Genomic DNA, 24,445 nt, shown 5'->3' with positions numbered 1-24,445 from the left:
CGCGCCGAGTGCGTAACGATCACCGGATTAAGGCGATGGCGAAGCTGCTTCAAACCCCGATACGGCTGCACATAAAAAGCTCTAGAACGACAAAAAAATACCCTTGGATTAAGCAAACAGCTTAGTTTAAGGGTATTTGGTTTATTTAATTGATTAATTGTATATTAAACGTTAACTTGAGAAGCATCAACGTCTAGACGGGCTTTGCCGCCTTTAGCCATCCATTTATGTTTCCATTTCATTTGCATGACCGTTAACAAAATAAGGGATGCCAGCGTCACAGAGCTGAGGATCAAGAAGCCGGAAGTGTATGAGCCGGTAGATTGATAAAGCTTTCCGAGAATTAGAGGGAGCGCATACCCGCCTAATCCGCCAGCAGCCCCAATAATGCCTGTCATGAGGCCTAGTTCACTGCCGAAGCGCTGCGGTACAAGCTGGAATACAGAGCCATTTCCTGCACCGAGACACATCATTCCGATGAAAAGCAAGGTAATGACGACAGGCAGTGGGGGCATGGCTGCTACTGCTGCAAGCATTAAGCCTGCGCCGCTGTAAAGAATCGTCAACATGCGCGCTCCTCCGATCCGGTCTGAAAGATATCCGCCAACAGGTCTAAAGAAGCTTCCTGCAATGACACAAAAGGTTGTGAAGTCAGCGGCTCTGACTGGGGATAACCCATATTGTGTATTGAAGAAGATGGTCAAATAGTTGGAGAGTCCGACGAATCCGCCAAAGGTTACGCAATAGAAAGCGCAGAACACCCATGCATCGCCTTGTTTTAAAACCTGCGCATATTGTGAAAGCTTTTTAGGCGCAGGACGGTTCGGACTATTTTTGGCAAAGATCGTGAAGATAATAAAGACGATAATGATCGGGATGATAGCAAGTCCAAAAACCATTTCCCAGCTGCCGTAATGTTGCGCCAAGCGGTTAGCAAACAAAGTAGAAATTACAGTACCGCTATTTCCTGCCCCGGCGATACCCATTGCAAGTCCTTGATGCTCCTTGGAGTACCACTGGCTGGCAAGCGGTAAGGCTGCAGCAAATGAGGCGCCAGCAACACCGAGCAGTAGAGCTACGATATAGAGCTGATCCAAGGAATGTACGAATTGCCAGCCCATTATTAATGGAATAAGAGTAAAGAGCATTCCGAACTGAGCCGTTCGTTTGGGCCCGATATAATCGGTCATGAAACCTAACACTAATCTTAAAATTGAACCTCCTAATATAGGAAGAGCTACGAGGTTTGCTTTTTGAACAGGATCCATCGGATAATCGGCCGCAATAATAACGCTGAGAGGACCAATAAGCACCCAAATCATAAAACTCATGTCAAAATACAAAAAAGCACTGAATAAGGTAGGTTTGTGCCCGCTATGCCAAAATCCTTTTCTCTCCATTCCAATCTCTCCCTTTTCTATTGTAATCAACTAAAAAAGCCGCAATCCGTCCTTATTAAGGAACGGATTGCGGCTTCATTGCCATAGGGGGCACGTCATTGTGCGACCACTTTTATGCATTGGATCACAAACTTTGTAACCCCAACTCGAATTATAGGGCGGTGTAATATTTATGTCAATATATATTACATAAAATATTTTTCGGAAAAATTGATTAAGATTGTGTTATATATATTGACATGTAAATTAACATGAACTAATCTATACATTATAGAACGAGTACAGCACAATGGCGTGCTAACTCTTGCGGCAATGATGCCTTTTCCCAGATGCGGGAAAGGGCTTTTTCTGATCATTTTTGTACCAATCATTCGCTGGAGGGATAACATGTCGGTCCTAAATCCAATTCAACCGCTTACGGCATCCGTATCAAACGCTTTAATGAAATTGACAAGGGAAATGAAGGAGCCGATTTGTGAGACGGTATCGTTAGATGATTGTCTATCCAGAGTACTTGCTCATGATTTTGAAAGCCCATTCTCCTTGCCACCTTTTCGCCGAGCCGCAATGGATGGATACGCCATTTACGCCGCATCATCGGGAGGTGCAAGCAAGGAAATGCCTGTGTTATTACAGGTTAAAGGAGAAATTCGGTCAGGCCAATCAGAGCGTATGTACGATATGGAGCCAAAAATGATGACTGCGGTTCGTATTTTCACTGGTGCTCCCGTGCCTGCTGGCTATGATACGATTGTAGTGCAGGAAGCAGCACGCGAACGTATGGACCTACGGGGATTATCCATTCAAATTGATCGTGCTTACGTAAAAGGACAACACATTGCCGAAAAGGGCGAGGATATCCGAAATGGTATGAAGGTGCTATACCGCGGAACGGCTATCAAATCGAAAGAAATCGCCATTTTAGCTTCTTTTGGGCAAACGGAAGTACAGGTATATAAAAAACCTCTCGTCACAATTATTCCGGTTGGCGATGAATTGCTCATGCCAGGCGAGAGCTTGCAATCCGGCAAAATTTTTGACGCGAACAGCTTCATGGTAAGCGCTCGGCTTAGGGATCTTGGAGCCTCAGTCATTCGTCATAGGTCCGTACCCGATTGCCTGAAAACGATTGAAAACGCGCTTAAGGCGGCGCTAGAGCAATCAGAATTGATCGTAACCACAGGAGGTGTATCGGTTGGTGATTACGACTTCGTAAAGCTGGCGGCGGAAAGCATCGGCGGCGTACCTTTGTTTACTAAAGTTGTCATGCGACCGGGAACGCCTACCTCTGCCTATCATTTTGGATCTAAGCTTCTCATTTGCTTATCCGGGAATCCATCTGCTTGCTTTGCAGGTGTCGAGCTGCTGCTTCGTCCTGCGATATTGAAGGCTATCGGAAGAAATGATTTTCGGACCGAGTGGATGGAAGGGCGTTTAATCGATTCCATAGCTAAACCGTCCCCTTATCCAAGATACGCGAGAGCATTTGTCTATCGCTCGGAGAAGGAATGGATGGTAGAGCCGCTGCGTCATGATAAGTCCGGTAATGTTGCTGCCTTCGCTAGAGCCAATGCTATCGTACAAATACCAGCCGGGGGGGCTGGCGCGTCAGCTGGGCAAGAGGTTCGTTTTGTTTCTTTAACAATCTAGGAAATTGCACGAGTGGATGTGAGCATAGGTGAGTAGAGAGAAACTAGTCGTTATAGGAAATGGAATGGCAGGTATTAAATGTGTGGATGAAATCATCAAGCTTGCGCCAGATAAATTCCAAATTACGGTATTTGGCAATGAGCATCATCCGAACTATAACCGTATTTTATTATCAAAGGTGCTTCAAGGAGACTCTTCCATTGAAAGCATAGTAATTAATGATTGGTCTTGGTATGTGGAACGGGAAATAAGTCTTTTTAAAGGCGAGACTGTCGCTCATATTCATTCAGATTCACAATATGTAACGACCATATCCGGCATTCGTGCCGATTATGATCATCTCATTATAGCAACCGGCTCTTCTGCCTTTATTCCGCCCATTGCAGGAGTTCATAAATCTGGCGTCATCTCGTTCCGTAACATTGACGATTGCAAGATGATGATCGAATACTCAAAAAAATATAAGAAAGCCGCAGTGATCGGCGGCGGCTTGCTAGGGCTTGAAGCTGCACGAGGCTTGTTAAATCTCGGCATGGAAACAGATGTCATTCACAATGCGCCTTATTTAATGAATCGTCAGCTCGATCGTATGTCATCCGACATGCTTCGCAAAGAATTGGAAGAGCAAGGGATGCGATTCTGGCTCAGCAAGGAAACGGAAAGCATTACCGGATTAAATCGCGCTAAAGGAATACGCTTCACGAACGGCGATTCATTAGAAGCAGATTTAATCGTCATTTCCGTAGGAATCCGTCCAAACGTCGAGCTGGCCAAAAAGAGCGGTATCGATACTAAAAGAGCAATCATCGTGGACGATTACATGCGAACGAGCAAACCCAATATATATGCCGTTGGTGAATGCGCGGAGCATCGTGGCGTCGCTTATGGTTTAGTTGCACCGCTTTATGAGCAAGGGAAGGTGCTGGCCAAAAGTATTTGCGGACATAGTTCAGAGCCCTACTTAGGTTCCGTTCCATACGCACAGCTCAAGGTTTCAGGGGTCGAGGTTTTTTCAGTCGGCGAAATTCGTCCGGAAGAAGCAGAGACCGCTATCCAGCAGTTTGATGGTATTCACGGAACTTACAAAAAAGTGACGATGAAGGAAGGTACGGTGCGCGGAGCTATATTGTATGGCGATACAGCGGAAGGAACCGCCTTGCTTGGCTTAGTGAATAGAAGAGCAGCTGTTGTGGAGCTTATTGCTCCTCCGAGCGCCGGAGGCGGCAGTGCAAAAGATGAACTAGCTGCTCAAATGCAAGAGCGTGAGATGGTATGTGCCTGTAATGCAGTAGACAAATCCGCTATCATGTGCGCCGTAATTGAAGACGGTCTACTAACGCTGGAGCAGGTTCGTGATCATACGAAAGCCTCAAGCTCCTGCGGAGGCTGCCGTCCCATCGTCGCAGCGATCGTCCAATATGCGCTTCAACATGGCAAAGATGCTTTGAAAGCATCGGCTCCGCCAATTTGCAGATGCACCGATGCCAGTCACGAGACGCTGAAACATCATATTGCTGCCAATCCGATGTCTTCTGTTCATGAAATGAAAACATCATTAGGCTGGAAGATCTTATCCGGCTGCACCGTTTGCTCTTCTGCCCTGCACTATTATTTAGTTATTTATCATCCACAGGCTGCTAATCTAGATAGAAATATCGCAGCTGAATACAGTTTTAGCATAAACTCTGCCCCTGCAAATCTAGATTTAATACGCGGTATCCATGCTGAGTTTGATTTGGTTTCCCTTGGGAGCGAGCTAGAAAGCTGCTGCGCAAGCTTGCCTTTCCCGGCACCAGTGAAAGCGGCTATTTCACCCAGCATTCAAAATCCGGCCGGAGTACTTGTTCATGATATTGGAATCACCGGAGCGCCTTCGGGGTGGGAAATCTATGTTGGCGGGCATTCAGAACACCCCGTTAAGCAAGGGCAGCTTATCGCAGTAGCAGAGACAAACTCACTCGCATTAGCGCTGTCTTTAGCTTGCCTCCAGCTATACAGGGAATATGCCGAATTTGGCGAGCCGGTTTGGAAATGGCTGGAAAGAGCAGGAATCATAGAGATTAGAGAAAGGCTGCTCGATAGCAGCTGCCGAATGGAGCTTGCTGGTAGAGCAAAGACTGCTGCCGCAGTGCAACAAAGGATGAAAGGACTTGGTGAGGGTATATGCAGCAATCGTTAATTCATAAGAGCAAGGATTCAGGCTTCGTCATGGATACGCAATGTCCGTTTTGCAGCGTGCAATGCAAGATGCGCATAACGAAAGAACCGACTGTCCTAGAATCAAGCAGGCCTTCCTATGTGATTGAAGGAATTGCTAACGCTGCTTCGGAAGGACGACTATGCGTGAAAGGCATGAATGCACATCAGCATGCAATTAGTCCAGAGCGTCTGCTTCAGCCATTAGTAAGGAAAGATGGCCAATTTGTCGCTTCGTCATGGGAGGAAGCAATAAACGCAATTTGCAGTAAATTCCAAATCAGCAGCAAGGATCATGGCCCTGATTCACTTGGTGTATACGGAGGTGGATCTCTGACTAACGAGAGCGCCTACTTGCTCGGGAAGTTCGCCAGAATTGCGCTGGGAACAAAGTATATCGATTATAACGGTAGGTTTTGCATGTCAGCTGCAGCGTCTGCTGGCAACAAAACCTTCGGCATCGATCGAGGGCTGACCTGCCGATTATCCGATATTCCGCTTGCTCGGTGCATTATTTTGGCAGGAACGAATATAGCTGAATGTCAGCCCACGTTGATGCCTTATTTCATAAAAGCAAAAGAAAACGGAGCCATCATCATCGTCATTGATCCGAGAGTTACGGCAACGGCTGCGATTGCCGACATCCATTTGCAGCTTAAGCCCGGTACGGACGCTACACTTGCTAATGGACTGCTGAAAGTGTTGCTTGATGAGAAGCTGATGGATGAAAAATTTATTACTAAAAGAACCAATGGATTTGCAGAATTAAAGGATCATCTCTCCAGCATTCAGCTGGATGAGGTGGCAAATATAACGGGCTTAAAAGAAACTGCCATCCAAAAAGCGGCTATTGCGTATGGACGCGCGGAATCCGGTATTATTTTCACTGCGAGAGGCGTAGAGCAGCAGACTGATGGCCATATGGCGGTACGAAACTTCTTGAACCTCGTAATCGCAACGGGAAAAGTCGGCAAACCCGGCTGCGGCTACGGCGCCGTGACCGGACAAGGCAACGGGCAGGGGGGAAGAGAGCATGGTCAAAAAAGCGATCAATTGCCAGGGTATAGGAATATAGAGGATGAACAGGACCGCGCATATGTAGCTAGCGTCTGGGGAATTGATCCTGCGGAGCTGCCGCGAAAAGGTGTGTCCGCATACGAAATGATGGAGCTTGTTCATCAGCGCGTTATTCGTTCGTTGTTCGTGATGGGCTCTAATCCAATCGTATCTAATCCAAATGCCAATTTGGTTGAGGAAGGGCTACAAAACTTAGATTTTTTAGTCGTTGCAGACATGTTTTTGTCAGAAACAGCGAAATTGGCAGACGTTGTATTGCCAGTGACGGCATACTTGGAAAATGACGGTACTTTGACTAATCTAGAAGGCCGTGTGCTTTTAAGAGAAACTGCGATCACTGCGCCCGGAGAGACAAGGCATGACTGGTCTATTTTATGCCAAATTGCCGCAGGAATGGGGAAACAACAGCATTTCTCCTTCCATTCATCCGAACAGATCTTTGAGGAACTGCGACTTGCAAGCCGTGGTGGATTAGCAGATTATTATGGTATTACTTATGAGAGATTACGGCGTGAGGGAGGCGTGTATTGGCCATGCGCCTCAATTGATGAGGACGGAAATCAAGGAATAATGTTTGCTGATTCGTTTGCCCATTCGGATGGAAAAGCGATCTTTATGCCGGTAGCAAATCGCTTTCCTCAGGAGAGACCTTGTGAAGAATATCCACTAACAATGACGAACGGAAGAGTGCTGTCTCACTACTTGACGGGTGTCCAAACACGTAGAAGTCCGTCTTTAGCTGCACGAAATATCGAAAACTATATTGAAATTCATCCGAAGACCGCTCAAAAGTATCGTATAGAGGATGGCGAATGGGTGGAGGTGACCTCACTTAGAGGCAGCTTCAACGTTAGAAGCAGAATCACCGATAAGATTATGGAGGATATTCTATTTGTACCCATGCACTGGGGCGGCGTTCAGAACGTGAATAAGGCAACCAGTCCCGAGCTTGATCCCAACTGCAAAATGCCGGGCTTCAAAACTTCGACCGTTGCGATTACGCCGCTGCGTTTGATGAAATAAAAGAAGAACCGTTATAAGATCTCAACATTCTGTATCCAAAAGCCACCTAACGGTATTTCTAACTAAGCTATTTGAAGTGGTTTAAAATTTGTTATATAAAAATAGATACAAACCTCCATATATATATATGGTAGTATATGGTTCTATCGAGCGATAAAGTGTAGAGTTGCCTTCTAACGGCTAGCCGTATCCAAGCAAAAGGTGATCCGATCGCTGATCTATATGAGGACATAGCGGCGGAGGAGAAAGCTAGGGCGACGTATCAGTGGCTGATTGATCTAACAGACGATGTGGGTCTGCAGGATAGCTTGAAGTATTTACGGGAGCGGGAGATTGTGCATTCACTGAGGTTTCGGGAAGCGGTGGAAATACTTAAGGATAAGCGGGATGAGAAGATATTTTATTAGTGGGAACCTCTCTACAGGGTGCTGCGGGGAGGTTTTTTGCTGACTGTTGATATTAACCTCCCTCGGTACAATTTGACAGAAATACGGAAAAAGATAGTTTCAGTACCACTGTTGAATAACAAGGCAACATGAAGGCGTAGGAAATAGAGGGGTGAAATTCTACCCCATTTCCTTCCATATACTGCAAGTATGCTCCGCACCACCCCTGGGGGTTTACACGATTTGTGAAGATTTCTATTACAAAGGTTTCCATCGATCCGTGTTATAGTGATGTTCCGATGCACTATGGGAAATAATTCTTGATTGAACTGGTAATCATAATACCAGTCCAACCGGATTGGAGGAAACTAGGAAAAAATGGCGCACCTTGTTAGGTTCTTAAAACAACATTTCGCGCATAGCGATGATTTCGCGGTCGAAATGAAGGAAACAAACGGAGGGCAAGTGACTCTCTGTTATTTGAAAAGTTTGGTTGATACCTCTCAAAATTTCGATTTGTTGAAAAGGATCCCTGAGTTGATTGATGCGAAGGAGGGGGGGGATAATACGGCGCCTCAGATGGAGTCCAAGTCTAACATATCCGAATCAGAGGCGGTTAATGAAGTCCTCATAGGCAACTTGGTCCTTGTTCACCGGACAGGAAACCTATCTTTAAAACCTACTTCCCGTTCTTTGCAGAGGTCTATCGACACGCCCCAAAGCGAAAGTCCCACTCAAGGTGCCTCGGACGCCTTCACAGAAAGCCTAGACTCCAATATCGGCATTCTAAGAATACATTTGCGGTCTGATAGACTTGCCATTCGCCAACTTGAAATGGGGGTAGTCAGAAAACGATCGGTTGCTGTATGTCACATTCAGGGCAAGAACAGCTGTAATATAGTGATCCAGATCGTATCCTTGCTTGAGGAGCAGAGTCAGACAGAGGTAGGAAATATCCAAGATCTAGCACGAATATTGGGTCAACGTAAATGGAGTCCAGTTCCGCTATTTTATACGTCAGAAATGCCGGAACAGGCTGTAGCACTCTTGTTAAAAGGTCGAGTGTTGTTGCTGCTTGATCAAATGCCTTACGCGCTGATAGCCCCTCCGAAATTGATGGACCTATGGAATATTTATTCCGACAGGAATATGCAGGAATCCATAACGCTTTTCCTACAAGGGTTAAGGATTCTGGGCCTGCTTATAGCGCTTCTTGTCCCAGGGCTCTATGTTGCATTCGTCGACATCAATCCGGAGTTATTCCGAATCGACATGGCTTTGTCCGTTGCCAAGAGCCGGGAAGGCGTCCCTTATCCGCCTCTTTTCGAGATGCTGCTCATGCTAATCGTCATCGAAATGATCGTAGGCGCAAGCGTGCGGCTTCCGAAAAGTATCGGTCCGACGATTACGATGGTTGGCGGTATCATCTTGGGCCAAGCTGCCGTTCAGGCGCAATTGGTGAGCAATCTTCTGTTGATCGTCGTAGCCGCATCGATCATCGCGAACTTTACATTTGTCGGGTTACAGAATGCTTTAATGATTCGCTTGTTTAAATATGTAATTGTTATTTTGGGCTCCATTTTCGGTATTTTGGGAATTTTCGCCGGTCTGGTTTGGTTGCTGTTTTATCTATCGGGCATCACCACATTCCAAGTGCCTTATCTAAGCTTAGATATAAACCCGGAGGAAAGTCATGAGTAAAAGCTGGAGCATAACGATTACGTTTTTCGCGGTTCATCTCAGTTTAATTTTTTTCCTATATCCAGAGAACATGATCGAAATTGCAAGATTTGGACAATGGGCGTACATATTGACAGGGTTTACGCTTGAACTTCTCTTCCTTCGATTTTATTTTAGCGGACTCGCCGCTTTCCCGGGAGAAGACTTGACGGAGATAGTTCGAAGGTACGGTATATGGACCGCAAGAATTTTGCTGTTGCCACTTGTCTTTTATTTTTTTATGAGTTTTGTGTTGTTGAACCGAAGTCATGCGGAGTTGGTGACGGTTGTTTTTTTGCCTAAGACTCCGATTTGGGCGATACTGCTAATCATGCTCGGCATCCCTTTGCAAGCAGCAATACATGGCTTAAAAGCTATAATGCGGGGGTCTGTCATCCTTATGTTTGTCGTTCTGCCTTTCATTTTATTTTCTTTAGTGACCTGTTTTCAAAACACAAATCTGAACTTTGTTTTTCCATTGAACATTGAACCGTCCTTTTGGAGGAAGGAGAGCTTCCTAACAGGAATGCTTGCCCATTCGGCTTTCTTGTTTCTAGGAATGACTTCATCAAAAATCAATTTTTCTTCCAAACGTCTCCGCTTGATGCTGTACTGTACGATGGGGGCGTTACTACCCTTGTATTTTCTTGCTAATTATATTCCATTATTGATTTTTGGTCCAGCCACGGCGGTGAGGTTTCCCTTTCCTTTTCTTAGTGCTCTGGACACAGTAAATTTGGAATGGCTTTTTGTTGACAGAATTACGATGTTTTATTTGGTCTCTACCTTATCCTTTATATTTATCTATAGCTCGATCTTACAATGGATGGTTGCAACTATGCTTGCCAAACTGTATGTTCCGATTTCCACTAAAGTTCTCTGCTGGGCGGTAACCTTGTTAGCGTATTGGGTATCGGTATCAATTCCAGATTGGGAGATGATCGAACAACTAATTATCTTGGACACTCCATTACGGCTGTACAGTATCGGGTTTATCCCACTACTAATATTTGTCGTCGGAATAACGAAGGGCAAGGGGAGGCGAATTCAATATTGAAGCGATGGACGAAAGCTTTCATTGCGATGACCACAATGCTCATGGCATTAACAGGTTGCTGGGACTCAAAGCCAGTAGATAAGCGCTTACTCCCACTTATTATGGGGGTCGATCTGGATGAAGAAAAAAACACATATATTGTTAGTTTGAGGATACCAGATCCTCTAAGTGGCAGTTTTTACTCTGCTCACGCAGAGGCCTATACGTTCAGCGAAGCACTGGACCGCATGAGGATGAACGAGGAAAGAAGCATCGACTTACTTCATGTCTCTCTTGTCTTGGTAAGCGAAGCTCTCGCAAAGAAGGGAATTGAGGACATAACTCAATATATTATGAGGGCACGCGAACTTAAATCGAAGGTTACACTAGCTGTTGTAAGAGGTAATGTCGCCAAATTGATAAGCGATCAGAGTAAGAAGCGCAAAGAAAGCAGCACAGAGATGCTGGATTTGTTCAATACGAGCGCGGGCTGGACCCCTAATATAGCGCTTACTCATGCTTGGGAGGTGTACAGGGACATCCTTTCCCCTACAGCGGATATCGTGCTTCCCATTATCAATAAGGGTACCGAAACCATGTTTCAGATGGAAGGTTCGGCATTATTTCATAATGACCGAATGGTCGGATTCATATCTTCGGACGAAACAATGCTTTATAACCTATTTCACGGCCGATTCATAAGTGGAATCGTCGAGGTCACAGAGTCTGCTAGCTTACAAATTGTAGATGCGAATGTCAAGAATCAGACTTCATGGGAAGGAGGGTCTCCGAAGATTAAAAGTACGATGGAACTGAAAGCAATCGTGTTAGAGGCAAAAGCGAAGAACGTCTTGGACAACAGGATATTAAAGCGCGAACTGGAACAGCTCCTTGAAAAGCGGTTTCAATTGCTATTCATCAAGATAAAACAGGAACATTCTGACATTCTGATGACCGGAGTAATCTTTCGAAAGAAGCTCACGCAGAGTCAAATCGATGAATGGGAGAATCAACTATTTCCTAAGCTAGTTATTGATTTTCGGACGGTTGTGGATATACGGAACACCGGGGATATAAAAATGAGGGAATAAACTGAATATTCTTTAAAATTTGTAGACATCTTTTGAAGGTAGCTTTGTGAAATAATTTCGCTTTATGTGTTCGCAACCCTCAAAAAGCCCAAGAATTAGTGAACTAGGGGTAGATTTTCGTTAATGGATTTTAATCATTGGAGTCGCTGGAACCTCCATTGATATAGGGTTGGATCCTGCGCAAACTTGTTCTTCGGGCTCTTTGAGCCTGCAAAGGATTAACTAGTATATAACATACCCTTCACTTTGTATTCACTGAGCAAGTGTACGATGGTAGTGTCCGGATGTTTTAAAATGACAACTGGTTTTATCTTATGCATCTCGGTTTATGCCAGATCACTTGAAGATTAATTGATCTCGACCATAGGGCATATTACATTTAATGAATGCTTTATGACTGATTTTCCTTTTGCTACATCAATGACAGGTTTCATTGATTTCCTCCTATTATTTCTTCGCCAGCAATCCCACTACCACTATTATTTCTTAAGTTCTCTATTACTTGGTTAATATACTAAATAGCTGATAATTAAAAAAACTCACTTGAAAGTCATTCATTCAATTAAAGAAAATAAATAAGGTGAATCTTCTTTTGGTTACAAGCTCCTCCTAAATTTCATTTTCCAATATTTAGTTCATCAAGTCTGTCTAGTTGAATATTTAATTTGATTATTGGGTTCTTATCTCTGGCTGAAATAGATTAAAGCCATTGGGTGATGCAAAATTAGATGTTTCATAGTGGCTATAGTGGCTATATTTATTGTCATTTTCTTCATGGCTGGCACTTGAAAATATCCAGATTGATTCATATATTGCCATACTTCATATGCCTGCTCAGAGCAGTTTATTGCTCCTTGTTGCATTATTGTTCTAAGCTGCGGGTTAGCAATTCCAGTGTGGCAATTATTTTCATAGTTGCCGATGCCTTATGAAGTCCAAGTAAATGTCATCAAACTGTACTGGGGACATATTTGGGCTTTGCATAGCGGGATTATCAAGCCCGTATATTGGCATGAAATCGGTAATTAACCGAAGGAGACATCATTTGTTGTCTTTGTCCATTCATGTTTTGTAATGTTTGGACGACAAGATTGTATTCACTAACCGCAAATCATTATTTGAGCTATTCTAGGATCCTTTGCATAAGGACGATATAGCTTGCATTGATAGTGGACGTCAAAATCTCATGAGCTTCCACCGTTTCGTGAGCTCCTAAATGTGCTGTCAAGTTCATTCCTCCTTCAAGAGTTGGCCGAACATAATTAGAATGCCGATCCCAATGGATTATATACAGATGATCCTTTGATGATGGAGGAACCATCCATGACGCATATTCAACTGTCATTTTGTTTATTGTAAGATTAAGGCTTATATAGCCCAATTAAAAGTGGGAGGAAATAATAAATGACAACAAGCAGAAACCATCAAGGAGCGCATGAAATAGGACAAACCGAAGAGCAGTTGAATAATCAAATTGAGGCAGCAGTTGAAATTCAAGGTGAATCCGAGATCGATGAAAACATTATCCAAGCTGCTAGTCGATCATATCAAGAAACCAAGAAAGAAACAGAATAGGAATGAATTTCGATTTAGGTAACTTTCGTAAGGCTGCCGATTGTCGACAGCCTTTTCCTCGCAGTTCATATGCAGTTCAGGCTTCATACTCACCTATACAGGCGCGGAGAGTTTCAAAAATACAATACGCTCTCCCTTACAGTTAAATGATCCTCGGAGTCACATGATATGTTCTTTTATTCCGGCTACCTAAGACCCTCTCTAAATCTTCTAGGGCGGATACGAATGGGACTTTTCTTGGCCGTATGCATATGCGACCGGAATTTCGAAATATACCGATGGCTATCAATTGGCAACCGAAAATAAGCATTTCGGATAACCAAATATAACCAACCGTGGATGAGCTAGCTTGGATACATAAGGAATGATTCCTTCTCCGAGTGTTCGGCGTACACTTTCGTTAAGGCTTGAAAAACTTAAAAAAAGTACCGACAGCTGCTAGGAAGAAATTAAGAATAACTGAGAATAAGCTTTTTTCGATTATTAAACTAGACCAAGTAGAAATAAATCCCGATCCTGTACCTGTTATTGATCCTAACCCGAATAATGCAAGTAGCCACGCCTCTTTCTTTTGATTCAATTTGCTCCCTTCTGGATAGTTTGTCCTTTCTAGCTCCTTGGTTTTTCGCAATGGCACTTTCCTATGACGTTCATTTGTCTTTGACAAAGTACGTTTTTAACAAACTACCCAAGGTGTTATACCGATGTCTTTTGCACGTAAGAAGTGAGTTAAGACTCCCAAACCGGCCGAGTGATGACGAAAATTAAGGTTTTAGATCAGTCACTTTTGTCTACATAATGAAGTTTTCTCAGGAAACGATATAATGATGGCAAATCGTACTGCGACACTAATGGATAGGGGCATGATCATGAATGAATAGCGAGAATGCAGTGGGGAAAATTAGAGACACCATGGTTCTGCTGGAAGGCGTGGACGATCTTGACGCATTAGTCCAAGCGATCGGGGATGCGGATTTTGTATTGCTAGGAGAAGCATCTCACGGCACGGCTGAATTATATACGTGGAGAGCAGAGTTATCCAAGAAGTTGATTGCCGAGAAAGGATTCTCCTTTATCGCAGTGGAGGGGGACTGGCCGTCTTGTTATACATTGAATCGTTATGTGAAACAATATGTCGGGTCTGCGTCAAACGCCCGAGAAGCGCTTCGCAATTATACCCGCTGGCCGACCTGGATGTGGGCAAACGAAGAAATTTTGCAATTTACGCAATGGCTTTATGATTACAATAAGCTTCAATTAGTAAAGAATAAGGTCGGTTTTTATGGCATCGACGTGTATAGCTTGTGGGAATCCATTGATGAAATTTTAAAGCATTTGGAAAAGACGGGTTCTCCGGAACTGGATGCAGCTCGCAAAGCTTTTGCCTGCTTTGATCCTTATGGCCGAGAGCCACAAAATTATGGGGTATCCGCCGCATTTTTATCCGAAAGCTGCGAGGAAGAGGTTGTGAAGCTGCTGGACAATCTTCAGACCAGAAGACAGCGAAGCGATAACGGTGATGAAGCGTTGCTAAGCGATGAGCTGAATGCTTTGGTCGCGGTGAATGCCGAACGATACTTCCGGTCGATGGTGCGAGGAGGACCCGATTCATGGAACGTACGGGACCATCATATGGTCGAAGCATTGGAAAGGATTAAATCATATCACGGCCAAGCAGCCAAGGCCATTGTATGGGAGCATAATACGCATATCGGCGACGCGCGGGCAACGGATATGAACGCAGATGGAATGATAAATGTAGGACAGTTGGTCCGGGAGAAGTACGGTGAAGAGCGAGTATATGTGGTCGGTTTTGGTACGCATCGGGGAACCGTTACCGCGTCCGACCGATGGGGCGGGGAAATCAAGACCATGAAGGTGCCGGATGCCCAGCAGAACAGCTGGGAGGATATAATGCATCGTGCGGGCGCCTTTGATAAAATGCTTCTTTTTGACCGAGAGGAGTCTCTCTTTGTTGAACCAGTCGGACATCGGGCGATTGGCGTGGTGTACAATTCATGGCATGATCGGGGTAACTACGTTCCTTCTATCATTTCGCAAAGGTACGATGCTTTTATTTATATCGACGAGTCGCATGCACTATCACCTCTGAAGCAGGAGGTTCTGCATATTTGAACATTCGACAAACCTATGTGTAAGGAAAAGGGATGTTTTATAACAGTAAGCATCCCATATAGCATATGGACGACATGTTTAGATTCACATACCGGTCCTAGATTGACTCGATGTAGGCTATCGTGGTCGGTCAGATACGGGATTCTTTACAGTCAACAGGCCGAAAAAATTGCAACTATTAGACTTGCAGCAAAAACATTCTCTGAAAATGACGAATAGCTGTTGCAGCGCAAGCCGCTCCTCTCGCGAAGATCCGCTGCATGTGAATCGAGCAGGAGGTGATCCTAATTGAAGGTCAGCTCAGTCGGATAAGGCCCGAATGATAAATATTCCGGGTTATAAATGTTTCTTGGCATGATGCTATCACATACGATGAATTGAAGAATAGTATTCTAAAAAGAACGTGGTATCAAACAAAGCATGTCCCGCTGAGGAAACTGCAACGACAACGCCGTCATTGAGAAATTTTTGGTATCTTGAAATCTGAATTCCTTTATTTAAAGGGGTTTGAAAGTATCGAACATTTTAAACAAGAGATCTACACATGCATCCATTATTACAATCACAAACGGATTAAATCCAAACTAAAGGGCATGAGTCCGGTACAGTACCAAACTCATGCCCAACTAATCGCCTAGCAAAATAAACTGTCTAACTTTATGGGGTCACTTCAAATGAGATTGGTTTTTTGGTATTAGCATTATACATGATAGCTCTTAAATGTAGAATTAAGAAGCATTATCCTCGTAACAAACAAACTTCCGACTCGTCTTATTCCCATCACAACTAAACACAATCTTCTTATCTTCAACAAAAGTCTCCAGATGAACGTTCTTGCCCCAAAGCTGAACGACATGAGGCAGCGTACGCTCCACATACTTCAGATCCAATTCCATACCCTCATACTCGTGGATTAAATAAAGCTCACCCACACGATTAAAATCCCCATCCTTGACCATCAAGCTAGGAAATCCGCCGTTTACTTTCGAATAAACAAGCTGATCGCGAATTTTCTCCCACGACTTATCGGTAATTTTCCATTCAGGGCCTTTTTTCTCGAAAATGTACAGATCGAGATCATTAACCAGATCCTTCGTCAGGTAGTTGCGGATGAACGAAATATCGGAATCAAGCTCGCGTACCTCGAACATTTTTTCCCTGCCCTTGCAGGGAACGCGTCCGAAGCGTGCTTGTTCTTCCTTCGTTGGGTTATCGAAGCGTCGCTCGATATCCTCGAATATTTTTAGGCCCAGATAATAGGGATTCAAGGTATGCCGGGATGGCTGCACGACAGAAGAGTTTAGCTTAGCGAACTCAATCGTTTCATCGCTAGTCAGATCAAGCTCGCGTATGATCCGCTGATGCCAATACGAAGCCCAGCCTTCGTTCATAATCTTCGTCTCGATTTGCGGCCAGAAATAGAGCATTTCATCGCGAAGCATAGATAGAATGTCGCGCTGCCAATCCTCCAGAGTAGGGGAGTATTCCTCGATGAACCAGATGAGATCTTTTTCTGGCCGTGGCGAAAACGTTTGGCGTCAGCGGCCTGTGATTGAGCGGCTGATGCGGCGGCAAGTTATGAATTAACACCCTTGAACTCTACTGTTAAACTGACACTCCTACACGAGGATTTAATAGAGAAGGATATTCGCAAAGATGAAGGGAAGATTGATGGATTTAATATTGGCTGGCCTGTCATTCTCAGCAATTTAAAGAGCTTGCTCGAAACAGGCAACATCCTGCCAGCCTTTTAGTTTATCATTGGTCTTAGCTAAACCTCTGGAAGTCCCCAACTGGAGTGTAATCGTAGTAATAACCACGGTTATCAACGTCTGCAATGACAATGGCGTCTTTGGGGTTGCTCTTCGAAGGACAATTATCACTCTGTTACTGATATAATTAAATCTAAGGTGAGGTGTACAAATTGGAGCCGAATCAAGCGAATTACTCTGTTAACCACGCAGGTGCATTTTCGAATTGGAAACGTCACGGAAGGAATGCTAAAAGGAAAAATTTTTCTAAAAGATTCCTTAAAACTTACGAGCATGGAAGTTTCACTCAATAATCTGCCCCCAAAGGCGGAAATCCCCTTCTATCACAAACACCAAGAAAATGAGGAACTCTACATCTTTCTTAAAGGACAAGGTCAATTTTAAGTGGACGGAAATGAGTTAGATGTGTTCGAAGGAACTTCAGTTCGAATCGCTCCGGATGGAGTGAGAGCGTTGCGGAATACGTCTGCTTCAGAAGACCTGTATTTTATCGTTATTCAAGCCAAAGAGAACAGCCTAACCCAATGGGTGGAGACAGACGGGGTAATCCTGACGCAACCTGTCGAATGGGGGAAGAGCGTTGAGTTACTAACGAGTGATGATAGTTAAAAATAAAGGGTTCCACATATTATGCATGACTAATATGTAGAACCATTTATTTTATTTGATTTTCTTAAGTTTAGGTCTTGATAATTCTCAGTCTAACACTTAATTTTTCTAGTCTAAGACTTTATTTCCCTCTGACACCACAGCAGCAAAAATGTCGGTCTAAAGGCCGTGCAAGAAGTACATACAGCATTGAAACATTACGGGGCAACAGAAGCGTGGGTTGTTACCAACAGTGATTATACAGAGCAGGCTTATACATTGGCCAAATCTAACGGGATTCGATTGATTATGCGGCAGCAACTGATTGAGTTAATTTTGGTGATAAATCCTGATCAGACGGTTCCTAATTCAAACCAGATCAATCAACAGCTAGAACCTGAAGATGAAGTCGCAGTGCTTCAACATAGGGGCTGTTTAGCTTTTTGGATATGATACCTTCCCACTCATGAGTATTAACCCAATTCCATAGTGCAGGTCCATTATATACCAGGTCAGTAACAAATAACCGTGGCTACTTTGTTGGTAGTTTAGCTGTAAGTCGCTCATATCGTTCCCTGAAGGGGAGAGAGCGAATATCTTGTCCATCATCATAGAGCATGTCGAAAGCAACAAAAATCAGATTGTCATCATATTTCTTGCGGCTAACCCCGATCAGGACGCGCTGAAAGTTTGGTCGTGTACCGTCAAAGTAAGCAATTTCTCCATCAATTACACAGGCACCGATTCGTAGCGGTTTCAAAAGTTCTACAATCTCAGGAAATCGATCATTGCGAAGTTCTACGCGCTTTGAAAATATTTCTACGCCACCTACGCCGTCAAGTCTGACCAGGGTACTCACACCGTCCCATTTGATTTGATAGTCCCAGTCCGGACCGGTAGGTATATCCGGCGAAGTGATTGGGGCAATTGGTACGCCAGGCAGAACCATAATAGGGGTCGCGCCAACATTTTAACGTTATCTATACTCGAACGTGAAAAACCCTTGAAATATAAGGCTCTGCACATTGTTTACATGTATTCAATGTATTAATGTGGGAGTATCACAAAAAGCAGGCCATGACTGGAACAATACAGTCTTGGCCTGCTTCTTTCTGTCATTCAACTTTCGTCTCCGTTAGAGCAATCGTAAGACCATTAAATCTTCATCCCAATATTGATAACCAGTCTTTAGTGCATTCTGCTCTGTTCCATAAGTTACAAAGCCGGCAGTCTCGTAAAGTCGCTTTGCCGCGTCATTATTTGAGATGATTGTGAGGTTAATCTGTTCAAGCCCATCAAACTGTTTCGCTTTAATAACCAATTCTTGAATCAATGATTTACCTATTCCTTTTTCTCGAAATTCAGGTGAAACATACATAGCATAGACGTTACCCTTATGTGAAATCTTGGAGTTACTTTCCCTTACAAATGTTACAATACCAATGAGTTCACTGTTGATAAAAGCGCCTAAAGTAAATCGATTATCTGAAGCAATGAGATTACGTTGTAGTTGCTCAATTGGTTTATCTTTCTCTATTTCATACGTTGTCAAAAATGCCTCGGGATTTTCCTTCAGAGACTTTAACCTTAACTCACGATAAATTTCAGCATCCGCTGAATCCAAAATACGAATCTTCATTTTTTCACCTCGACATGCTCACATTTGAAACCATATGCAACATCATCATTGTAATATCCTGCCAAATGTTAGCTTAATGAGGCCGCCTTGATCGGTCCCGCGGCGGCCTCTTGTGGTTTGATTTCATTATCGTGCCCGTTAATTTAATCCTCTTTGCACTTTCCAACATCCTCATCTATTTCTTCGCTATCATAAAAAATCATCTAAAACTTAATGCACTGATTGAACCACCGAATGCCGTGATGCCATGCTGGACAATACAAACACAGCAATGATGGCGATGAGTACGCCGAGTACCCCGAACCAGGTAATGGATGCTAAAGAAACACGGTTAACGATCAGCCCGCCGATTCCTGCGCCGACAGCCATGGCAAGCTGCATCATGGAACTGTTCAAGCTCAGCATGACGCCCGAGGATTCGGGAACAAGCGAAACTAGGTTAAATTGCTGCGCGGGAGCTGATGTCCAAGCGGCAAAAGACCAGAGGATCAAAATGGCGATTACAGCAATGACCGACTGTCCGACTAAGGATAGCAAAATCAACGAAATGACATGAAGCACCATCCCTGAAACGAGCGTGTATTTGATGCCCCGTTTATCCGCACTGTAGCCGCCGACTTTCGAGCCAATCAAACTGGCAACACCGAACACGAACAGAGCAGCGCTAATCAATGATTCATTTAAATGAGTCACCTCTAGCAGAAAAGGTGATAAGTAAGTATAGGCAAGGGAATATCCTCCTAACCAGAAAAAAGTAATCGCTAAAGCAACCAAAACTTGAGGCCTTTTTAACAAAGCAAATTGTTTGATCAAAGGGACAGGCTTGTCGCCCTGCATACGTGGTATAACCGCAGCAATGACAAGCATGGCCAAGCCCCCGACGATTGCGATGGCCAGAAATACCGCTTTCCAGCCAAAAGCCGAGGCTACCATTCTGCCGAGCGGGACGCCGATGATGAGCGATGCGGTAATGCCCATGGTGACGTTGGCGATAGCGCTGGCCTGCTTACCTGGCTGAGCGATTTTGGCGGCGATGCTGAGCGCGTTAACTGTGACCACCCCGGCGCCTAACGCCGTAATGATTCTCGCGGCAATGAAGAAACCGAAGCCGGACAATATAAATGTCAGCAGATTTGCGGCAATAAAGAGGCCCAGCGAATAAAGCAGGAGCTTAAGCCGGTCCATTTTGGCCGTCAGCGCCATCAAAATAGGAGTGCCGACCGCATAGGCCAGGGAATAAACCGTAATGAGCTGACCTGCTGCTGCAACGCTTGTTCCCAACGTCTCTGCGATTCGGTCTAATATCCCGGAAACGATGTAATTGGATGTTCCAACTAAAAAGCTGATCAAGGCTAGAACGTAAACTTTCCATGTGCTCTTCATCATTCACTCTCCTGATATGTTTTAAATAGCTATATTTTATTTTTGTCGATAACGAGAAACCGCCACGGCTTCATTTTAGCAGCAGAAGGAGCCAGCGCGGGGCTTGCCGTAATGTTTTGGTCAATTCTTCCCGCGAGATCTTGATCTCGGGATCATAGCTACTAACCGACAGGCTTTCTCGAATAATATCAAAAAAAGTTGGTGCTCCCTCGTTTGCAACGGTTGTGAAACCGACATGGTTCTCTCCCCCCTTTTGTAAAAAATGGCATTTAGCATTTTTTAATACAACACTAGTCGTTTCAACAACATTTGTTGTATTTGTATGTTATAATATCAACCGAATGGTACGCAATCATCAATAACCATAAACCGTTGTATTGACAACACCATTTCTATAATGTCGTTTTACTGGGGAGATCTTAACTATGACAATTAAAAAAAATGAAGCTGATCCTCGTGTGATACGTACACGGCGACTCCTTCAAGACGCTTTTGCTTCATTAATTCAAGAAAAAGACTTTGAATCGATAACCATTAGGGATATTGCAGAGCGGGCTACTGTTAACAGAGCGACTTTTTATGCGCACTTTGTAGATAAATTCGAAATTCTTGAGGCCAGACTAATGGAATCATTTATGACAATCATAAATCGTAGAATAAGCGGTCACGAAGTATTGAATGAAGAATCAATTCAGAGTATTTTTCTGGGGGTATGCGAATTTCACAAGGGTCTAAGCACTATGTGCAAAAGAAGAAATACATCGCTTGTACCTGTATTCGAAATTCAAATAAAGGAAAAAATTCAAACGATACTTCTTTCTTTTATAGACAAAGATAAGATGCTATCGAATCCAAACGCGCAATTCTTAATAAATACAGCTTCTATCATGTTAAGTTGGGGGATATATGGGGCGGCTTACGTTTGGAATAAAGAGGGGTGTCTAATAAGTGCGGAATCATTCGTTAAACAGTCTTTGCCCTTAGTGATGAACGGAGCTAAAGAACTGCTGGGATAGGTCCTTTCGCTATGACTCTGCCCTGCCCGTTCAGATGAAACATTAACTTGAATCACGAGGAAGAAAATTGTATGCTGGCGAAAAAGTAGAAGTTGAAGGCTGCGGCGTCTTTACGGTAGGTAGAGAGTAACGCACCTCCCGATACTTCTAAAATTATTCCGCAAACGTTCAAAACAGAGCAAAAGAATTAAACGGGAAGGTATATTTTGAATTGGTGGGTTGCGACGCAATCATCATCATCCGCGAATGGAGTTGTTTTTGCGCTTTCTTCCTCGCAAGGCGATGATTTAAAGGGGGATTCGCCCGTGAAGACGGGGGTGGTTTCGGGGATAGGAATTATTGAGGTTGCTGCCTCCCCCGTTTCCGTTTCGCTTATGAATGCTGGCACGGCTCTCGTGTATCTCTCTGCTAACGTACCCGTTAAAGCAGTGCTAGTCGTCGTTCAAAACGATGTTTCAGCCGTGGGCCCAACCGGACCTACTGGCATGACCGGAGCAACAGGTACTACTGGAGGCACAGGAGCAACCGGCGGTACTGGTGCCACAGGAGCAACGGGAGCAATAGGTGAGACCGGCGGTACTGGTGCCACAGGAGCAACAGGAACAACAGGAGCAACAGGAGCAACTGGAGCAACAGGTTCGACTTAGATACTGGTGCCACAGGAGCAACAGGAGCAACGGGAGCCACAGGAGAAGCAGGTACGCCTGGCGGTGCGACAGGCGCTACGGGTTCTATAGGTCCGACTGGAGAAACGGGAGTGGCGGGAGCTACTGGAGGAACCGGACCTGCTGGGGGGACGGGAGCGACAGGTGCTACGTGCGACTGGTACTTTTCAACCTAATCCGTTTGAGGTTTGTGTGCAGGCGTGGGCGGTGGGCGGTAACGGTACTCAGGCCAGTCCTTTCGCAACGATACAAGAAGGCGTTGCTGCTGTTTCGCCTACAGGAACCGTTCATGTATTAGGCGGGACGTATCCAATCACTTCTCAAATTACACTTAACAAAGCTGGTATTACGTTGAAAGGCTATCCGAGTACGGTAATTATTTTGCAAGCGGCAGTCATTCTCTTTCTTGTTACTGGTAACGGCGTGACGATCAATGGTGTGACTATTACGAGTAATAATCCGTACGCTGTTGATTTTATACAATTTGCTGGAGCGAACCATAAGCTAATCAATAATGTTATCTTTGGCCCGCCTCAAGCTGGTCCGTCATCAGGGTGGGTCGTGAATCGTGCGTTTGTTTCGCAAGGCAGTGCAACGAATTTGATCGTACGTAATAATACCTTTTACACTTTGAGACAGCCTGCTTATTTAAACCCAAATTCAACAGGCCTTATTACGAATAATGTCACTTATAATTCGCGTGGATTTGTCGTTGACCGTGCTATATTTGTTTTCTCTGGAAACTCTTGGGGTAGTCCTGAAAATGCAGTTGATATTGCTTTATTAGTCGGTACGCTTACAGGTGCGCCTTACGACCCGCTAGCAGATTTATCAGCGAATAATAGTACTGCTAGCATTCAAGACAGCAGGTAAGCGAGGGAGCGATTATCGCTATCCCCTTTTGCTTCCAATAAACTGGTGGGCTAGATTTGATGCTTACTTTAAAGGTAAGGATATGTACCTGCAGAGTGATGGTTAATACACATTTAATGTGCTTGATGCGAGTTGCTAATTAAAGTTAGAAGAAGCCAAGCAAGATGTTTCTCCCAATCAAGAAGTGGTATCATTAGAATAGGAATTAAAATATCGGAGTATAAGAATATGTACCGAATGAAAATGATGGAGAAAATATTCTGTATATCAGAGGTATCGCCCCCCTTGGCCCCCACTGTCCGAAAAATAGAAAACCCGATCGAGTGAGATCGGGTTTTTTGTCTCATCGTAATGCATGTTAGCTTTTAAATGCAGAATTAAGAAGCACTATCTTCTTAAATCAAACAAACTTCCGACTCGTCTTCTTCCCATCACAGCTAAACACAATCTTCTTATCCTCAACAAATGTCTCTAGATGAACATTCTTCCCCCAAAGCTGAACGACATGAGGGAACGTACGCTCCACATACTTCAGATCAAGCTCCATACCCTCGTATTCATGAATAAGATAAAGCTCACCCACACGATTAAAATCCCCATCCTTGACCATCAAGCTAGGAAACCCGCCGTTTACTTTCGAATAAACAAGCTGATCGCGAATTTTCTCCCACGACTTATCGGTAATTTTCCATTCAGGGCCTTTTTTCTCGAAAATATACAGATCGAGATCATTAACCAGATCCTTCGTAAGGTAGTTACGGATGAACGAAATATCGGAATCGAGCTCGCGTACCTCGAACATTTTCTCTCTGCCCTTGCCGGGGACGCGTCCGAAGCGTGCTTGTTCTTCCTTCGTTGGATTATCGAATCGGCGCTCGATATCCTCGAATATTTTCAAGCCCAAATAATAGGGATTCAAGGTGTGCCGGGATGGCTGCACGACAGAGGAGTTYAGCTTAGCRAACTCAATTGTTTCATCGCTAGTCAGATCAAGCTCGCGAATAATTCGCTGATGCCAGTACGAAGCCCAGCCTTCGTTCATAATYTTGGTCTCGATTTGCGGYCAGAAGTAGAGCATYTCATCGCGAAGCATAGATAGAATGTCGCGCTGCCAATCCTCCAGAGTAGGGGAGTATTCCTCAATGAACCAGATGWGATCTTTTTCTGGCCGTGGCGGAAAACGTTTGGCGTCAGCGGCCTGCGATTGAGCGGCTGATGAT

General features: G+C 44.3%; 20 protein-coding genes and 4 pseudogenes. 16 read left to right on the top strand and 8 right to left on the bottom strand.

Translation table 11 applies throughout. The features are described from left to right. Positions 1-164 precede the first annotated feature (164 nt). Positions 165-1,400: a nitrate/nitrite transporter gene (locus AB4Z50_RS34290; protein ID WP_441886671.1), complete on the bottom strand. Its 1,236-nt coding sequence runs from the start codon at positions 1,398-1,400 to the stop codon at positions 165-167. A gap of 387 nt (positions 1,401-1,787) precedes the next feature. On the opposite strand from AB4Z50_RS34290, the gene AB4Z50_RS34285 reads away from it, so the two are divergent. From AB4Z50_RS34285 to AB4Z50_RS34255, 7 genes and pseudogenes are all read left to right on the top strand, one after another. After that, on the top strand, positions 1,788-3,050 hold the full coding sequence (locus tag AB4Z50_RS34285) for a molybdopterin molybdotransferase MoeA (RefSeq protein ID WP_441886668.1): 1,263 nt from the start codon (positions 1,788-1,790) through the stop codon (positions 3,048-3,050). Positions 3,051-3,078: 28 nt separating this feature from the next. Continuing rightward, positions 3,079-5,229: a nitrite reductase large subunit NirB gene (gene nirB / locus AB4Z50_RS34280; protein ID WP_441886665.1), complete on the top strand. Its 2,151-nt coding sequence runs from the start codon at positions 3,079-3,081 to the stop codon at positions 5,227-5,229. Beyond that, positions 5,214-7,346 (top strand): assimilatory nitrate reductase catalytic subunit NasC, encoded by a 2,133-nt coding sequence (gene nasC / locus AB4Z50_RS34275; protein WP_441886662.1) that lies wholly within the window; start codon positions 5,214-5,216, stop codon positions 7,344-7,346. The genes nirB and nasC overlap by 16 nt, the downstream gene beginning before the upstream one ends. Before the next feature lie 176 nt (positions 7,347-7,522). Further along, positions 7,523-7,753: pseudogene (locus AB4Z50_RS34270) on the top strand (manganese catalase family protein); the annotation flags it as partial. Positions 7,754-8,110: 357 nt separating this feature from the next. Continuing rightward, on the top strand, positions 8,111-9,433 hold the full coding sequence (locus tag AB4Z50_RS34265; protein WP_441886659.1) for a spore germination protein: 1,323 nt from the start codon (positions 8,111-8,113) through the stop codon (positions 9,431-9,433). Beyond that, complete coding sequence (locus AB4Z50_RS34260) at positions 9,426-10,508, top strand: GerAB/ArcD/ProY family transporter (protein WP_441886656.1); 1,083 nt, start codon at positions 9,426-9,428, stop codon at positions 10,506-10,508. The genes AB4Z50_RS34265 and AB4Z50_RS34260 overlap by 8 nt, the downstream gene beginning before the upstream one ends. Before the next feature lie 26 nt (positions 10,509-10,534). Then, positions 10,535-11,578, top strand: coding sequence for a Ger(x)C family spore germination protein (locus tag AB4Z50_RS34255; RefSeq protein ID WP_441886719.1), 1,044 nt, complete (start codon positions 10,535-10,537; stop codon positions 11,576-11,578). A 680-nt stretch (positions 11,579-12,258) separates the two neighbouring features. On the opposite strand, the gene AB4Z50_RS34250 is transcribed toward AB4Z50_RS34255, so the two are convergent. After that, positions 12,259-12,468, bottom strand: a complete 210-nt coding sequence (locus tag AB4Z50_RS34250) for a spore coat protein (protein WP_441886716.1) — start codon at positions 12,466-12,468, stop codon at positions 12,259-12,261. A 514-nt stretch (positions 12,469-12,982) separates the two neighbouring features. On the opposite strand from AB4Z50_RS34250, the gene AB4Z50_RS34245 reads away from it, so the two are divergent. Beyond that, on the top strand, positions 12,983-13,153 hold the full coding sequence (locus AB4Z50_RS34245) for a hypothetical protein (protein WP_441886653.1): 171 nt from the start codon (positions 12,983-12,985) through the stop codon (positions 13,151-13,153). A 400-nt stretch (positions 13,154-13,553) separates the two neighbouring features. On the opposite strand, the gene AB4Z50_RS34240 is transcribed toward AB4Z50_RS34245, so the two are convergent. Further along, positions 13,554-13,733 (bottom strand): hypothetical protein, encoded by a 180-nt coding sequence (locus tag AB4Z50_RS34240; protein ID WP_441886650.1) that lies wholly within the window; start codon positions 13,731-13,733, stop codon positions 13,554-13,556. Between the two features lie 293 nt (positions 13,734-14,026). On the opposite strand from AB4Z50_RS34240, the gene AB4Z50_RS34235 reads away from it, so the two are divergent. Together AB4Z50_RS34235 and AB4Z50_RS34230 are read left to right on the top strand one after the other, a co-directional pair. Continuing rightward, positions 14,027-15,289 (top strand): erythromycin esterase family protein, encoded by a 1,263-nt coding sequence (locus tag AB4Z50_RS34235; RefSeq protein WP_441886647.1) that lies wholly within the window; start codon positions 14,027-14,029, stop codon positions 15,287-15,289. Positions 15,290-15,685: 396 nt separating this feature from the next. Continuing rightward, positions 15,686-15,927, top strand: a pseudogene (locus AB4Z50_RS34230) (IS3 family transposase); the annotation flags it as partial. 90 nt (positions 15,928-16,017) lie between these two features. Here the strand turns inward: AB4Z50_RS34230 and AB4Z50_RS34225 are convergent. Then, positions 16,018-16,818 (bottom strand): annotated as a pseudogene (locus tag AB4Z50_RS34225) (SpoVR family protein); the annotation flags it as partial. Between the two features lie 63 nt (positions 16,819-16,881). Here AB4Z50_RS34225 and AB4Z50_RS34220 point away from each other — a divergent pair. The 3 genes and pseudogenes from AB4Z50_RS34220 to AB4Z50_RS34210 form a co-directional block, all read left to right on the top strand. Next, positions 16,882-17,043, top strand: coding sequence for a hypothetical protein (locus tag AB4Z50_RS34220; RefSeq protein WP_441886644.1), 162 nt, complete (start codon positions 16,882-16,884; stop codon positions 17,041-17,043). Positions 17,044-17,445: 402 nt separating this feature from the next. Continuing rightward, on the top strand, positions 17,446-17,670 hold the full coding sequence (locus tag AB4Z50_RS34215) for a hypothetical protein (RefSeq protein ID WP_441886641.1): 225 nt from the start codon (positions 17,446-17,448) through the stop codon (positions 17,668-17,670). Between the two features lie 150 nt (positions 17,671-17,820). Further along, positions 17,821-18,102 (top strand): annotated as a pseudogene (locus AB4Z50_RS34210) (restriction endonuclease); the annotation flags it as partial. A gap of 79 nt (positions 18,103-18,181) precedes the next feature. Here the strand turns inward: AB4Z50_RS34210 and AB4Z50_RS34205 are convergent. The 3 genes from AB4Z50_RS34205 to AB4Z50_RS34195 all read right to left on the bottom strand — a co-directional run bounded on the left by AB4Z50_RS34205 (position 18,182) and on the right by AB4Z50_RS34195 (position 20,671). Further along, the gene (locus AB4Z50_RS34205) at positions 18,182-18,598 is read right to left on the bottom strand and encodes an ATP-dependent DNA ligase (RefSeq protein WP_441886638.1); all 417 of its coding nucleotides are present in this window, start codon (positions 18,596-18,598) and stop codon (positions 18,182-18,184) included. A 186-nt stretch (positions 18,599-18,784) separates the two neighbouring features. After that, positions 18,785-19,288 (bottom strand): GNAT family N-acetyltransferase, encoded by a 504-nt coding sequence (locus tag AB4Z50_RS34200; protein ID WP_441886635.1) that lies wholly within the window; start codon positions 19,286-19,288, stop codon positions 18,785-18,787. 210 nt (positions 19,289-19,498) lie between these two features. Further along, entirely contained in the window at positions 19,499-20,671 is a 1,173-nt protein-coding gene (locus tag AB4Z50_RS34195; RefSeq protein ID WP_441886632.1) for an MFS transporter, read from the bottom strand. A gap of 425 nt (positions 20,672-21,096) precedes the next feature. Between AB4Z50_RS34195 and AB4Z50_RS34190 the strand changes: the two genes are divergently transcribed. The 3 genes from AB4Z50_RS34190 to AB4Z50_RS34180 all read left to right on the top strand — a co-directional run bounded on the left by AB4Z50_RS34190 (position 21,097) and on the right by AB4Z50_RS34180 (position 23,225). Then, positions 21,097-21,687, top strand: a complete 591-nt coding sequence (locus AB4Z50_RS34190; protein ID WP_441886629.1) for a TetR/AcrR family transcriptional regulator — start codon at positions 21,097-21,099, stop codon at positions 21,685-21,687. A 206-nt stretch (positions 21,688-21,893) separates the two neighbouring features. Then, on the top strand, positions 21,894-22,334 hold the full coding sequence (locus AB4Z50_RS34185; protein ID WP_441886626.1) for a hypothetical protein: 441 nt from the start codon (positions 21,894-21,896) through the stop codon (positions 22,332-22,334). 162 nt (positions 22,335-22,496) lie between these two features. Then, positions 22,497-23,225 (top strand): hypothetical protein, encoded by a 729-nt coding sequence (locus tag AB4Z50_RS34180; RefSeq protein ID WP_441886623.1) that lies wholly within the window; start codon positions 22,497-22,499, stop codon positions 23,223-23,225. 400 nt (positions 23,226-23,625) lie between these two features. Here AB4Z50_RS34180 and AB4Z50_RS34175 read toward each other — a convergent pair. Then, positions 23,626-24,445, bottom strand: an 820-nt coding sequence (locus AB4Z50_RS34175) for a SpoVR family protein (RefSeq protein ID WP_441886620.1), incomplete at its 5' end; no start/stop codon positions are given.

The organism is Paenibacillus sp. 2TAB26 (assembly GCF_052115145.1).
GTDB lineage: Bacteria > Bacillota > Bacilli > Paenibacillales > Paenibacillaceae > Pristimantibacillus.
Note: the sequence above shows the minus strand (reverse complement) of the source record. Positions and strands in the feature narration are given on the sequence as shown.

Bases quoted from the DNA above. Each gene is read 5' to 3' on its own strand.
- AB4Z50_RS34290 (WP_441886671.1), bottom strand. From the start codon at position 1,400: ATGGAGAGAAAAGGATTTTGGCATAGCGGGCACAAACCTACCTTATTC.
- AB4Z50_RS34285 (WP_441886668.1), top strand. From the start codon at position 1,788: ATGTCGGTCCTAAATCCAATTCAACCGCTTACGGCATCCGTATCAAAC.
- nasC (WP_441886662.1), top strand. From the start codon at position 5,214: ATGCAGCAATCGTTAATTCATAAGAGCAAGGATTCAGGCTTCGTCATG.
- AB4Z50_RS34265 (WP_441886659.1), top strand. From the start codon at position 8,111: ATGGCGCACCTTGTTAGGTTCTTAAAACAACATTTCGCGCATAGCGAT.
- AB4Z50_RS34260 (WP_441886656.1), top strand. From the start codon at position 9,426: ATGAGTAAAAGCTGGAGCATAACGATTACGTTTTTCGCGGTTCATCTC.
- AB4Z50_RS34255 (WP_441886719.1), top strand. From the start codon at position 10,535: ATGACCACAATGCTCATGGCATTAACAGGTTGCTGGGACTCAAAGCCA.
- AB4Z50_RS34245 (WP_441886653.1), top strand. From the start codon at position 12,983: ATGACAACAAGCAGAAACCATCAAGGAGCGCATGAAATAGGACAAACC.
- AB4Z50_RS34235 (WP_441886647.1), top strand. From the start codon at position 14,027: ATGAATAGCGAGAATGCAGTGGGGAAAATTAGAGACACCATGGTTCTG.
- AB4Z50_RS34205 (WP_441886638.1), bottom strand. From the start codon at position 18,598: ATGGTTCTGCCTGGCGTACCAATTGCCCCAATCACTTCGCCGGATATA.
- AB4Z50_RS34200 (WP_441886635.1), bottom strand. From the start codon at position 19,288: ATGAAGATTCGTATTTTGGATTCAGCGGATGCTGAAATTTATCGTGAG.
- AB4Z50_RS34195 (WP_441886632.1), bottom strand. From the start codon at position 20,671: ATGAAGAGCACATGGAAAGTTTACGTTCTAGCCTTGATCAGCTTTTTA.
- AB4Z50_RS34190 (WP_441886629.1), top strand. From the start codon at position 21,097: ATGACAATTAAAAAAAATGAAGCTGATCCTCGTGTGATACGTACACGG.